Consider the following 13,525-nt stretch of genomic DNA (forward strand, 5'->3'; position numbering starts at 1 on the left):
GGCTCGACGAGCCTTTGGCGGGGGTTGATGATCTGCGGGAGGTGGTGCCGGAGTCGGATTCGGCTGCATCGCGCATTGATGATGCGTTGGCGCGTGAGTTGGCTGCTGCGGAGGAGGCGTTTCGGCGTCGTGATGCGGATGCGGAGGCGGAGCATCGAGCGCTGATGGATCGTCTCGATGGGGTGATGCGTGGGCTGGAGGAGCCTTTTGTGGGGGTTGATGATCTGCGGGAGGTGGTGCCGGAACCGGAGTCGGCTGAGTCGCTCGGTGATGATGCGTCCGCTCGTAAGTCCGAAGAGTCGCCGCGCTCGGATGACGAGCCGGATGAGGATGGGCCAGAGCCAGCGGCATCGCCATCCGGACCGCCACACGATCCGCCGGACAGTCCGGCCTCCGGTGCGAAACCGATTCCGGAGTCGTCCGAACCGACGCGCGGCGAGGAGCCGATTCAGGTTCGCCTCGACGACGATTCGGATGGCGTGGAGTCCGCGATTCCGGAGGAGGCGGGGCCGCAGGAGAACACCGAACCGGTCGCGGAAGCCGGGGGTGGGTCGAAGAAACCGCCCACTGACCCGCCCGCACCGCCGACGTCCGATCCGGAGGAACCGTCAGGTCGGAAAGCTGAAGACGGCGGTGCGGAGAACAGGAAGCCAGCTGGCATACCGGATGCGACCGGGAGACCGGATCCAGCACCCGAAGCCCGGATCGGTCCGGAGCACGAGGAGGCGGTGCGGGCGCATGCGGATGCGGTCGCGCGGCGGGATGCGCTGGCGGCCCGGATCGCGGAGCTGGCCGATCGACTTCCGGCGCAGGAGGACGCGGATGCGTGGACGCCGCGCCGGATTCGGGCGACCGTTGCCGAATTCGCCGGGCGGCGACTCCTTTCGGATGCCGATCGGGCCGTGGTGGCCGAATTACAACGACTCGCACTGGAATTCGCACGGGTCGATGCCGAGGCAGGCGAACTCGCGACGCGCATCGGACTGGTCGACGAATACGACCGGTTGTTGCAGGAGCGGCGCGATCTGGTGCGCGAGCGCGAGTTCGTGCGCGCCAAGGCCAATGAGCGCGCCGCCAATTTGGGTCTCGACGATTCGACGGAATGGGTGCGCCGGGACCCCGATGCGCGCGACGAGGCGATTCAAGCGCTGCACACCCGCGCCCGGACCGATGTCGTCGACGTGCAGGGCGGCCTCGACGAGGCGAATGCTCAGGTGCGCAGCCCCGTCGAGCCCGGTGAGCAGGGGCGGCGCGAAGAGGCGTTGCGCAAACTCATCGCGGCGACCGAGGACTTCGAATCCCTCGACGATCAGGTCCGTCGGGTCGATCAGCGACTGTCCGAGCTGGAGGACCAGGGCGTCGCGCGACACCGGCCGCCGTCGGAAGAGGGCGCTGCCGAAATCGATCGGATGGCGCGGGAGCGGGCCGAGGAGCTTCGGCAGATCAAGCCGCGGCGGACCATGCGCGATGATTTGGCTGTCCGGCTCGGTGTGGTCGATGCGTCGGGCCATCCGGATGAGGCGGCACTGCAACCGGATCGGCTGCGGAATACGATCGCCGACCTGCGAGTCGAGGCGGATGCCGAGGCGCGCGATGGCACTCTGTCCACGGCCGAGTCGGCCGCTCGGCATCGCGAAATCGACGGACTCTTCGACGCCGCCGATGATGTGAACCAGGCGCACAATCGGATCGGCCGCCTGCAGGACGAAATGGCCAGCGCCGCAGGTGTATGGCGGCAGCAGGTCGAGGCCGAGGGCGGGCGCATGGTCACCGACCGGGTCGGCATCGTGGCGGGCGAGCGGCCCCGCATCATCGTGTACGGTCCGCGCCCCGATCCCGCGTCGCCGCGCATGGATCACGATCGGGCCCTCGCCGATGCGCTGCGCCGCGATCCCGCGGTCGCCCAGGCGATGGTGCGTCCGGAAACCCGCGTGGAATACCGTGAGGTCCGCGCGGATCGGGAGGGCAATACCCGGACGTTGCGGCTGTCGCCACCTGAGATCCGACGATTGAGCACCGGCTGGCACAACGGCAGACGCATGGATATGACGTCCTGGGTCGATGCCGAAGGCACTGTGCACCATGTCGATCCGACCCGTCCCGATTGGGTGGACAATCGCGATGCCGGGACAGTGCCGAAGAAGTTCACCCCGAAGGATCCGCCGGACGGTGTGAGCGGCTGGGCCATGGAGGATGTCGTCAACGACATCACCCTGCCGACCGATCATGTTCCGCCGGGCGAGATCGCGGAGAGCACCCTGCCGGTGCATATGCCGCAGGCACCCGCGCGCTACGACACCTCGTCCGTGCCGCCCGGCACACCCATCTTCGAACAGCACTGGGGCGGTGACGCTTACAACATCACCCGGCTGATTCTGATGGCCGCGCAGACGCCCAAGCATCCGGCGGTGCAGGCCTGGATTCAGGCGCATCCGGAGATCGGTGCATGGGTGCAGGCCCGGCCGTGGCTGCAGAAGATCCCGCCGTTCGGCACCGTCTTCCGCAATTACGAGTGGTTCGCGGGGCCGGAGCGCAATATCCAACCGATGCATCGGCCGTGGGATCCGGCCGAACACGGCCATCCCGCGGATCGGGTGGCGATTTCCGAAGGGCTGCAACGGGAATGGGATCGTGACGTCGCGAACTGGCGTCGCGTGCAGGACTGGGCCGACGCCGAGTACCAGCGGTTCCTCGCCGATGACAGCGATATCGATCGGATCATGGACGGGCTCGATGCGCACCGCCGGGCCCAACAGTTGGCCGCGGCCCGGGATGTGGTCGGGACCGTGCAGGACAGGCTGGTTACGGCGGATCGTGGTATTGATCCGACTCGCGATGTCGATGCGCAGTTGCTGCGGATGCAGGACGAAAACGACCGCGTCGCTGATGATTTGGCGGACCGTTTCGTGGTCGACGATCGGAACGCGGTGCGCGACACCATCGCCGACATTCGCGAGCTTTTGCGCGCGGGCGCGGATCCGGCGGCGATCGCCCAGATCCTCGCTCAGCACATGCACCACGACATGCCGGCGTTCACGCGTGCCGAGATCGAGCAGATCAAGAACCATCTGATGGTCGATGAGCATCTGGTGCGCGACTACACCGATCCCAACGGCGCGTACGTCCGTCGTCCGATGGATCGCCTCGCCGATGTCGCCGAGGCATGGAACCGGTTGATGGCGGGCGAACCGCTGCCCCAGGACCTGATCCTGCTGCAAGACGCGCGCGCGGAAGCCGACTTCCTGCGCGCCATTCGGGGTGCCACCTGGCGCGCTGCCAACACCCACGCCATCGGCCTCGGCTTCCACTGGGACGCGGACCGTCCGCCGCTGACCGACTGGCGTGCTGACATTCCCTACGCGGTCGATATCCTCCCGCCGGATCCGGCCTGGTCGCCACCGGTCCAGCACACCGGTCCCGAACTGCCACCGGATGCGCCGCCGCTCGGTGCTATTGCGCCGCCGGATACGCCGAGCCCCGGGGGGAGTGCGCGATCCGGGGGTGTGCGGCCGGAATCCGAGTCTCCTGCGGAAGGCAGTGCGTCGGGGCGGGATCCCGATGCGGCCGCGCGACAGGCCGATATCGAGCGCATCGCGGACGAATGGGCCGCCGTGTTCGTCGCTCGTGAAGACGCGCGCACCGCCCTCGACCAGGCCATGGCCGACCCACAGCAGACCGACGAACAGCAGGCCGCCGCACGTCGATTGGACGAGGCTGACGCCGAACTGACGCGGTTGAACGAGGAATTGAGCCGCGCGGTTGCCCGAGATATCGCCGAAACCGAAGCGAGCCAGGATGATTCGTTGGGTGCTCAGTCGGATGCGCGGGCACGGCAGGATGGTTCGGGCAGCGATCCTTCGGCACCCGAATCGACCGGCGACGGTTCAGTGCGTCCATCCCAAGATCCCCCGACCCCGGTATATCCGGACGAACCCGGGGACCCCACCGACCCCGTGCGGCGAATCGAGCAGGCGCATCAGCGTGCTGTGGCTGGGTTCGATGAGTTGCAGCGCCGCATCGATGCGTGGCACGAGGAGGCGTTGCGAGAGAACGAGCGGCGCTACGAGGAAGCTGTCAACTCGCTGAGTGAGCCGGAGCGGCCGATGCGGCCCGGCGAGGCCGATCGGTCTGCCACGGATCCGAGGTCACCGGATGGTCAGGATCTGAACGAGAGTGCTGGTCGTCGTGATTCTGCGAGTGACGAGTCCTCTGACAGCGCAGTGGGTCGAGACGGTGACGGTGACGGTGAATCATCCGACGGTGTCAGGTCAGGCGATCATTCGGGCGATGCGGAGTCATCCGATGCTGGGCGGGGTCGTGGCCGTTTCGATGGTGAATCATCAGGTGAGACAACGCGTCCCGAGCAGGGAGGTGATGGTGAGTCGGCTGCGGAGCGGGTGCGGAACGAGCGTGCTGGTGCAGGGGAGACCTCCGGTGGTGGCTCGCGTATTCGGGCGGGGGACGGGGAGTCGGGTGCCGATGCCGGGAGTCGCGGTCGGGACCGAGGTGCGGACGAGGGTGGGGCTCGGTCTAATCGGGATGGTGAGCGGGTCCCTCCGGAGGGGCGGTCGGATTCGGGTGGTTCGGAGCCGCCGCCGTTGCCCGGTTCGATGCTGCGGTCCCATATTCCGCATCCGCCGAAGCTGAACCACGAGTACGAGATGCCCGATCCGCCGAGTCGGGCACCGTTCGATCCGACGTGGCCGCTGCCGAAGCACCCGCCGGAACCACCGCAGCCGCCGCATCCACCGACACCGCCGCATCCGCCGAAGCCTCCGGTTCCACCGAAGCCTCCGGTTCCACCGAAGCCTCCGGTGCCGCCGCATCAGCCGGTGCCGCCCAAACCGTCGGTACCCCCGACGCCCCCGCCTCCATCAACACCGAGGGTGCCGCCGAAGCCTCCGGTGCCGCCGCATCAGCCGGTGCCGCCCAAACCGCCGGTACCCCCGACGCCTCCGCCTCCATCAACACCGAGCGTGCCTCCGGTTCCACCGACTCCTCCATTGCCGCCGACGCTGCCGACGCTGCCGACGCTGCCGGTGCCGCCGACGACGCCAGAAAACCCACAACCCCCAACGTTCGCACCGCACGACCCAACGACATCCCCGCGCGACCGGGCGCACCCACCGTCATCCGGCCACCCGTCGGATCCGCGGGTCCGCCCGGGTGCGCCCGTGCCGTCGTCACCACCGGACCAGCGCCATCCCGGTGCCCCACTGTCTCCCGGTTGGCGCGACGCAGCTCCTCGGCCGATCAATCACGTTGCACCGCAACAAGACCCGACCGCACAAACAACACCCCCACCGACGACGTCCCCACCTGCCGGCGCGCCATCATCACCCGCCCGAAACTGCGAAGGCACCAATGGCCACCGCAACGGCCCATCTCAGAACGGCAACAGCACAACCCTTTTCGTTCAACCCTTCTCCGGTTTCGGTGCTGCCGCACACTTCGACCCGGAAACCGGTGCGCTCCAAGCCTTCGGGGGCGGAATCGGCCCGCAACGCGGCGTATACGGCGATCTCGGTGACACACCGGCGGTCTTCTACCGCGCTACCTCCGGCCTCGCCCTACGTATCGGCGACTACACCATCGACCTCGACGGCCCTCTCGTCGCCATCGAATGGGAACCCATAGCCAACCGCCAAACCCGCTTCGCCGTCACCGCCTCCGGCGCCGTCATCTGTCAACTGCTATACCGATCGCTGCCTCCCGAACTAGACCTCGGCCGCCTGATCCACGACGTCTGCGCCACCCCCAACCGCCGCGCCCAGATCTTCACCCGCTGACCCAGGCATGCCGATCGAGCGCGAGTGCTTGCTCGGACTCGCTCAGATCGTTCCTTGTGAATGTTCCTGCGGGACACGGAGTTCGGACCAATACGCGTGGCGTATCGCATCCCACAACCGGTCGAGTTTCGGGAACCGCTCGCGCATCTGAACCAGGTCCGGCGCAGTGGCCGAGTCAGCGCTGGACATCACCGTAGTTGCTTCAAATATGTTGGTCACCAGCATTATTCGAATCCGTTGGTCATCGAGCCGCCAGATCGCCTGCCAGCCGTCCATCTCGATCCGATGTTCGCTCATGCCGGACTCCCGGATCGCCTACACGTCATCGCTGTCAACACCTGTACTTGGGACCGGAAGCCCCAACTCGGTGAGTTTGTCCAGCACTTCACGTAAAGTCTGCACCGCCGGCCCGCCCTCCGCGCAGACCTCGCGCTCCAGCACTGGGAACTCGAGCCCACGCGCCGCGGCCCGCTCACGTGGTGTCAACGATGGCGGTGCCAGCCGACACGCATCGATCAATGTGTAATACGCCGCTGCCTTCCACATACACAGCCCGATCCGACAGGCGCGATGCACGCGCATCTGCTCATGTGCCAACTCGACATCGGCATCCGCGCAAACCCTCGGCGGCGTCACGATCATGCCCACGGTCATCACGCCACTTTCATTTCGGCCGGAACCGGGACCGCAACCCTCGCCCATGTGGTTGCGGGACAGACGGTTTCGAGATCGAAGTGCTCACACACCCGCGCTGGCTGATCGTCGACCTGAGCGAGGTCGTAGACAACAATCGCAGCCACATCGAGCCCGGCTGCGATACCAAGGGCGTAACCGATCGGATCGCAAGCGTCCTGCGGGGGCCGCACCGTGTACGCACACTGGTAGCCCAGCAGCCGCGCGTGCCGCTGCACAGCTTCCGCATGCCGAGGCGCGTCCAATCCTGACACCTCGCCCCGCACGAAACCGACCGCCATCGGCCTACAGCTGTCGTTCGGTGACTTTTCTCCTTCCGTCGCTTGCATTTTCGTCACTCCGGGGAACTGTGAGAAATGTGCGATGGAGCTGTTAACTCGACAGCCCCGGGGTTCGGTAACAGCTGCGGCGCAGGGCGCGCTGATCGTTGAAGTGTTCGGAGTCATCGGTTCAGTCCTGTTCGTCGTACCTCGATGAGGATTGGTTTCGTCATTCCTGGTATGCATCAACACTGGACCTGGGACGATGCGGAGCGCAGAGCGGAAAGAAGCAGGTTTGAGCGAGTTTTAGCGAGGGGGCGGCGGTGACCACGCGGTGGACCGGTGGAACTGTTCGAGCACTACGGACGGCATTGCGCATGAGCCAGCGCGATTTCGCCCGGATGATCGACGCTGGGCAGCGGACGGTCTCCGGTTGGGAGCGAGGGGAATCGAGTGTCAATGCCGCAGCACAGCTTGCACTCGACGCACTTCGGGCGACACTGGACCCTGTGGCGCGGGCGCGCTTCGAAGTGCTGGCCGAGGAGACCGATGTGGACCGTAGACAATTCCTCATGACAACGGCAGCGCTGGCCGCGACCGCCGGAACAGCCCGGCCGACGGTAACGCCGGCAGCTATTGATCACCTTCGGACAACAGTTCATGCGGGAATGCTGTTGGACGATTCGCTCGGATCCGACGCCGCGAAGCCCCTGGTAGATGCGATGGCACGGACCTGCCTGACGCTGCTGCCCGACTGCCCCGAATTGCTGAAACCACAACTGTCGCAATTGACGGCCGAAGCTGTGGCGTCTTCAGCCTGGGCCGCATGGGATCAGCGGGACGTGAAGTTGGCCGACGCATTGTTCGCGCAGGCGTTTCAGCACGCCGAAGATGCGGGTGATACTGACGTCCAAGCCGGAATCTTGGTGCATCGCACCGATCTCGCCGTGTGGACTCGCCGCTACGCCGACGCGGCCGACTACGCCGACGCAGCATTGGACATCAAGGTCCGTGATCGCAGAATGGCGGACTACCGGGCGCTGCGATCCGCACAGGCATTCGCGCACGCCAATCGGCGTCAAGACGCCCGACGGCAGTTGGAAGCCGTTTCTGGAGAACACATTACGGAGACAACGCCGGACGATTCGTACGCGTATTGGATGGCGGGCTGGGTGACCAGCGACGTCACCGGTTCTGTTCTGGAAGCGACGGGTGATCGGCGCAGTGCCGTGGAATCGGTCGAGGAATCGCTGCAGTTCATCCCCGAACACGCAACACGCCACCGAGCGTTGACGCTGCTGCGCCTCTCCCGAATCGCCGCGCCCCTCGATCTCGATCGATCCGTGGCCGCGGCAAAACAAGCGGTAGCATTTTCGCGCACGAACCCCTCACCGAGAGTGCGCGAGAAGTACACCGAAACGCGGCGCCTGTTAGAGCCCTGGAATGACACCTGCGCCGTCCGCGAACTGGACGCCTTCACCGCAGGTGCCGCGGAGTTCGAGCAGCGCTTCCAGCAGCGGCACGGTTCGGTGCAGACCTAGGATCCGTCGCTGCGCCACTGATAGCCGAAGCCGCGGACGGTGGTGATCAAACCGGGCCGGTCGAGTTTCGCGCGCAATCCGGTCATATGCACATCGAGCGCCCGCGATACCGAGGCCGACGAGTCGCCCCAGATGCGGTCCATCAGTTCTTGTCTGGTGACGACGGTATCGGGTCGCTCCGCCAGGATCCGAACGAGCTGGAATTCCTTGTGCGTGAGCATGATCGGCACTCCGGCAACCTCGACCCGCCGAGCGATCAGATCCACCCGAACATCGTGGGAAACAACCACTTCCACGGGCGAGGCATGGATAACGACGCGACGGTTGACCGTCTCCAGCCGGGCTACCAGCTCCCCGATGCGCGGCGGTTTCACCAGGTAGTCATCCGCGCCGGCGCGCAGCGCGAGTACCACAGTGCGCTCACCGGCTCGGGCGGTGAGAATCAGCACCGGTATCAAGCTGACCTCACGCAGTCGCCGCAACACCTCCAACCCGTCCATATCCGGTAGTCCGAGATCGAGGATCACCGCGTCGTAGTCGCGGTGCGTGCGCAGTAGGTCAGCACCGCGCCGTTTGCGGTCTACGTGGTAGCCCCGAGCAGTGAGCGCGGCCAGCAGCGCTTCACCGACTCCGTCATCGTCTTCCACCAACACAAGCCGCACGCGCTGATCCTTGCAAAGCGAAGCTGCCACGCGCAGGCGTTTGCGAATAGCCAGGCGCCCCTGGACATTTCGAGCGATCTGCAAGCAGTCGCTAGCGGTCGGCCGCTTCAGCGTTGGCGTCGGCCTTCTAGCTGTCCCTCAGGAAAGGTCCGAACCGAATTCAGCGCTGGAGAATTCGGCTGTCGCAGTCGCAGATGCCCTGGTCGGAGGCAGGTTCGAAGTCTTAACAATCCCTTTAGCTTGTCACCATCGGTAACCGGATGCGCGGGTCGATCCGCATGCCAGCATCGGAGTGGACATCGATGGTGACTACGTGCCCGGCACTCGAAACAGCAGCACGCGATCGGTGAATCGATTGCGTTGGAACAGGAACGAGAGCAATGACTCGAGCATCGCGTAGCAATTCCGTGAGGGGTGATGGTCGGGCGACGGGCGGGTGCGACGGGCCGATCGGCGGCACGGCTACCGTGGTCGCCGACCACGGCCGGTACGCCGACACGTTGGTTTCGCGCATCGCCAGGGAGTTGGGCGAACACGGCCCCCTCGGTTGGCAGCGTCTGAACGCCGTATTCGCGCTGACCGTGACCGTCGAGTCCGCGTGTGTCGAATTCACCGGTGCGCATCGGCAGGTACGCCTGGAAGTGCCGGAGTCGGTGGTCGCGCTGGTCCGGCAGTATCGTGCCGGGATTGCCGCGTCCGGCGTCGAGCCGTGGTGGCGACTGTTGTTGCAGGCCAACGCATACGGTGACATCGAGGTCGACTATGACTACGGCGAGGAGCCGTTCCCGGCCGATCAACTCTTCCGTCCGGAGGCGTATCGCGCCGATGTGGCGGCGTATCCGCGGCCGCGACTGCCGGTGTGGTTGGGGGCCTACATGGGGCATGGTGACCGACAGTGCCGCCGCCCGCACCGTGCGGTGGCCGCCGCCCTCGTCGATCGGGCGCACGGGGTGAGCGCGCGGCCGGTGGATCCGGAACTGCCGTCGTTCCCGCGGTTGTGGGCGCGCTGGGCGGTGATCTCCGCGGCGCACGTTGCCATTGCGTCCGACCGTGGGCCACGCATTGTGGCGTCGAACGGCTGGTTCGAGAGCGGCGGGAACGGCAGTAGTGGCTCCACGCTGTACGTCGTGCCGGGCGGACGAGCCGTGCTTTCGGGCGGAGTTTGGGACGCACCGGCTTTGAACGCGGCCTATAACGGCGGCGTCGATCTGCCGAACCTCTATGCGGGAGCGCCGGATTGGGTGAGCAATGCGGTGCTGAGTCCGCGCGCGGCTGTCGGCTTGCTCTCGTTCTGCTTCTGGTGGGACGGCCAACAGTGGTGCTGCGGGGAGTCGCCCTCGGTGCAGCAGTGCGGTGCGGCGATACCGGAAATCTGGGGGCCGCATACTGTGGTCGAGTCGGTGGCCCGGCTACTGTCGGCGGATCCGAGCGCCCGAATACGAACTGTGGTGGCGCACTTGCTGACTGCCGCCGAGCGCGGTGTGGTCACCCGAGAGCTGTTGGCGGACACATTCGGTCGCGATGCCGATCTCGAAGCCGCGATGCGTCAGCTGTCCGCAGCCGGATTGTCTGCGCCGCAACCGAATCGAGTTCATGCCGGGAGCCGGTGGTCCGAGTCGGCAGCCGAGAGTATGTCGGGATTTCACCTTTTGGACGGCGAACGTCCATGCGGTGATCGAATTGCGCTATAACTCGTTCGAGGTCGTGCCGAGTGTCGGCGAAGGTGAACTCTTTATGTTTGTGCTGTGTAAGGGTTTCGACATGCCGGGTCTCTCGATCACATCCTGTGCCAGGATGAGGCCAGTGTGTCGGCTCGAACCGGTACCGCAATCCTTCCACGGGTCGGTGGTGTCGGATGGATGAGGAGATAGCTGCGACGTGACCAGACCAGACGACGAGGTCCACGACAACCAGGTCCCCGACGAATCGGCTTCGGATCGCCAGCAGCCGAATCTCGCCGACGAGCAGAGTGCCGACCACGAATTCCTGCGCGAGTTCCAAGAGGCTTTCGAGGAAGCCAATGCGGAACCCGATATCGGCTTCACGCTCAGCGAATCCACCGCCGCCCGGACCGCTGCTGGTCAGGAACCCGATCGAACTTCTGGTGCGGCACCCGCCGACCCGGTCGAGCAAGCCAAGCAACTCGGCCACCGCATCGCCCGCGAACTCGCCACCGCCGGTCCGCAGGGTTGGCGGCAGCTCGATGCCGTCTTCGCCTTGACCTCCGTCGCGGAGTTGGCGCAGATCGTCTTCAGTGACGGTGACCGTTCGGTGCGCGTGCAGCCGCCGGAGCCGGTGCTGGATCTGGTCCGCGAACACCGCGGGGTGTCGGCCGGTTCGGCCGCTGGCCCGTGGTGGCGACTGCTGTTGCAGTTGTCCAGCGAGGGTCACCTGGAAATCGACTACGACTACGGTGACGAACCATTCCCCGACGATCAACTGTTCCCTGCCGAGGTCTACCTGGCAGATCTCGAGGCATACCCCCGCGACCGGCTGCCGGTGTGGCTGGCCGCCTACGTCGGCCACGGCAACCGCCAGTCCCGCACTCCGGCGCAGGCGGCAGCGCAGGCGCGCGCGGACCGGGAGTCCGGTGTGCGGCCGGTCGTCTCGGAGCGTGATTTCCCGGCGCTACCGACGATGTGGGCCCGCTGGGCGGTGATGGCGGCGGCGTTCGTCGCCGTCGGATCGGAATGGGGGCCGCGGATTCTGCCCGCGCTCGGCTGGTTCGAGGGCGCGAAACGCGGTGGCTCCACTCTCTACATGCTGCCCGGCGGCCGGGCGGTGCTGTCCGGCGGCGTGTGGAACGCACCTGCCTTGGACGCCGCCTACAACGATGACGCGCCGATGCCCGATTTGTACGCGGGCGCCCCGGCCTGGGTGGCCAACCCGGTACTCAATCCTCGTGCTGCCAGCGGTCTGCTGTCGTTCTGCTACTGGTGGGAGGGCGGACGCTGGCATCGCGGCGAGTCGCCATCGGCCGATCAGCTCAGTGCGGCGGTCGCCGGGATCTGGACCGCGGAGACGGTGACCGATGTGATCGCGGGCATGCTCGCCGAGCGGCCCACCGACGGGCAGCGGGCAGCGGTGACGACGCTCGTGTCGGCGGCCGAGGCCGGCGTGGTCACCCGGGACACGCTCGTCAGCGTATTCGGCGACGACGGCGTTTTCGATATCGACAGTGCTCTCTACCAGCTCGTCATGGCCGGGGCCGCCACCACACTGCCGGATCCGATGCCGGAACAGGAAGCCATCGATCGGGTCCGCGACTACGTTCTCGAGCGCGGACTGGATACCACCGGATACCCCCTCGACCAGTTGCGCGCCGACCGCATCAGCTGCGGTTGGATGGTGTACGTGCCGACCGCGCCAGGGGAGATCTCGATCGGACGGGCGATTTTCTACATCGCCGATGACGGTGTCCTGGAACAGTCTTCGTCCTCCATCGCTCCGTCGCGCTATATCGAAGAGTTCGAGAAGCGTTTCCAGGAGCGCAACGGCATGGTCGACGCGTAGCGGAAAGACATTCCTAACAGATTCTTTAGCTTCTCATAGCCCGACACCGATCCCGTACCGCCTCCGTAGTGCCAGAATGATCGAAAAGCCCCGGCACACTACAGAGTTCGCCTGCATTTCACTTTCTCGTCGGTGTAGCGCGCATGCGAGTACATCGGCGGGTGTGTCGAGAGAGGTGTGAGATGACAACCGAGAAATATTCCGAGAAGCTCAAGGCCTCGGGTACCGACAGCGAGAAGGTGCGCGATCGGCTGAACAACACTGCCGACCGGATCCAGGCGCAACTGGACTCGTTGTTGGCCATCGTCGGCAGTGATCACTTCGGCAGCCAGTTCATCGACGGCCCGAAGGGGTTGAAAGCGCGGCTCGAGGGTTCCGTCAAGGGCACCCGCAGTCAGGCCAAATCCTGGAACAACCTGGCGGACGGCCAATTCAAGTCGGCTGACGTAGCCAAGAAGAACGAAGACATGGCGGCGGAGGCTATTCGGCAGGCCCAAGCCCGGCGGCAACGGTGATCGGCGGGCCACCTTTCGGGGTCCGGTCATAGAGGTGGAGCGGGTGAGATGGTCGGACGTGCTGAGGGCGAGATCAGCGGGCTACTGGATGACTTCCGCAAGCGCATGCAGGATATCGCCGCAGCGCAGCGGCAGCGGGTCAAGCTGACCGCCACCGCGACGACTCGCGACAAACTGGTTTCGGTGACGGTGAACGCCAATGGAGTGGTCATCGAAACCCGATTCGCCGATCGCATCGACGAACTCAGCTATGCCGATATCGCCAAGGCGGTCACCAAGATGGCGCAGCAGGCGGCCGACGAAGTGTTCCGCAAGAGTAAGGAACTCGCCGCGCCGTTGCTCGAGGAGCGCGCGCGGTTGCCGAAGCTTTCCGATGTCATCGAAGGGATGCCCGATGTCGAGCGCGAAATTCCGTTGGAGCCACCGGTTTCGGTCGCGCCGCCGGGATCGCCCGAACGTGACGAGGACGAGGCGATGACATTCGACGACGTGGAGAGCCTCGACCACGCCAGGGCCGATCCGGGAAAGGGCGTCACCGGTCAAGCCTGGTGA

10 protein-coding genes are annotated in these 13,525 nt (G+C 65.8%); 6 read left to right on the forward strand and 4 right to left on the reverse strand.

Annotation, left to right across the window (positions count from 1 at the left end; genetic code table 11):
* Positions 1-209 precede the first annotated feature (209 nt).
* Positions 210-5,789, forward strand: a complete 5,580-nt coding sequence (locus AB0J29_RS06450) for a hypothetical protein (protein ID WP_364780239.1) — start codon at positions 210-212, stop codon at positions 5,787-5,789.
* Between the two features lie 42 nt (positions 5,790-5,831).
* On the opposite strand, the gene AB0J29_RS06455 is transcribed toward AB0J29_RS06450, so the two are convergent.
* The 3 genes from AB0J29_RS06455 to AB0J29_RS06465 are packed head-to-tail and all read right to left on the reverse strand — an operon-like array spanning position 5,832 to position 6,727.
* Complete coding sequence (locus tag AB0J29_RS06455) at positions 5,832-6,065, reverse strand: hypothetical protein (protein ID WP_364780242.1); 234 nt, start codon at positions 6,063-6,065, stop codon at positions 5,832-5,834.
* Between the two features lie 39 nt (positions 6,066-6,104).
* A complete protein-coding gene (locus AB0J29_RS06460; RefSeq protein ID WP_364780245.1) occupies positions 6,105-6,443 on the reverse strand; it encodes a hypothetical protein in 339 nt (112 codons plus the stop codon).
* On the reverse strand, positions 6,443-6,727 hold the full coding sequence (locus tag AB0J29_RS06465; protein ID WP_364780248.1) for a hypothetical protein: 285 nt from the start codon (positions 6,725-6,727) through the stop codon (positions 6,443-6,445). Before AB0J29_RS06465 ends, AB0J29_RS06460 begins: the two co-directional genes overlap by 1 nt.
* Positions 6,728-7,065: 338 nt before the next feature.
* On the opposite strand from AB0J29_RS06465, the gene AB0J29_RS06470 reads away from it, so the two are divergent.
* Positions 7,066-8,283, forward strand: a complete 1,218-nt coding sequence (locus AB0J29_RS06470) for a helix-turn-helix transcriptional regulator (RefSeq protein ID WP_364780251.1) — start codon at positions 7,066-7,068, stop codon at positions 8,281-8,283.
* Here the strand turns inward: AB0J29_RS06470 and AB0J29_RS06475 are convergent.
* On the reverse strand, positions 8,280-8,945 hold the full coding sequence (locus AB0J29_RS06475; RefSeq protein WP_364780254.1) for a response regulator transcription factor: 666 nt from the start codon (positions 8,943-8,945) through the stop codon (positions 8,280-8,282). The two genes, AB0J29_RS06470 and AB0J29_RS06475, sit on opposite strands and share 4 nt — an antisense overlap.
* 407 nt (positions 8,946-9,352) lie before the next feature.
* Between AB0J29_RS06475 and AB0J29_RS06480 the strand changes: the two genes are divergently transcribed.
* The 4 genes from AB0J29_RS06480 (at position 9,353) to AB0J29_RS06495 (ending at position 13,525) form a co-directional block, all read left to right on the forward strand.
* Complete coding sequence (locus AB0J29_RS06480; RefSeq protein ID WP_364780257.1) at positions 9,353-10,636, forward strand: hypothetical protein; 1,284 nt, start codon at positions 9,353-9,355, stop codon at positions 10,634-10,636.
* 187 nt (positions 10,637-10,823) lie between these two features.
* Positions 10,824-12,458, forward strand: a complete 1,635-nt coding sequence (locus tag AB0J29_RS06485; RefSeq protein WP_364780260.1) for a hypothetical protein — start codon at positions 10,824-10,826, stop codon at positions 12,456-12,458.
* A 182-nt stretch (positions 12,459-12,640) separates the two neighbouring features.
* Positions 12,641-12,973 carry a hypothetical protein gene (locus tag AB0J29_RS06490; RefSeq protein WP_364780263.1) on the forward strand — a complete coding sequence of 111 codons (333 nt, stop codon included), beginning with the start codon at positions 12,641-12,643 and terminating at the stop codon, positions 12,971-12,973.
* Positions 12,974-13,021: 48 nt separating this feature from the next.
* Positions 13,022-13,525: a YbaB/EbfC family nucleoid-associated protein gene (locus tag AB0J29_RS06495; RefSeq protein WP_364780266.1), complete on the forward strand. Its 504-nt coding sequence runs from the start codon at positions 13,022-13,024 to the stop codon at positions 13,523-13,525.

Origin of the sequence: Nocardia sp. NPDC049707 (assembly GCF_040674855.1) — a bacterium.
In the GTDB taxonomy this organism is placed as follows: Bacteria; Actinomycetota; Actinomycetes; order Mycobacteriales; family Mycobacteriaceae; genus Nocardia.

Excerpts from the sequence above, each read along its gene's own strand:
- AB0J29_RS06455 (WP_364780242.1), bottom strand. The coding sequence starts at position 6,065 with ATGGACGGCTGGCAGGCGATCTGGCGGCTCGATGACCAACGGATTCGA.
- AB0J29_RS06460 (WP_364780245.1), bottom strand. The coding sequence starts at position 6,443 with ATGACCGTGGGCATGATCGTGACGCCGCCGAGGGTTTGCGCGGATGCC.
- AB0J29_RS06490 (WP_364780263.1), top strand. The coding sequence starts at position 12,641 with ATGACAACCGAGAAATATTCCGAGAAGCTCAAGGCCTCGGGTACCGAC.
- AB0J29_RS06495 (WP_364780266.1), top strand. The coding sequence starts at position 13,022 with ATGGTCGGACGTGCTGAGGGCGAGATCAGCGGGCTACTGGATGACTTC.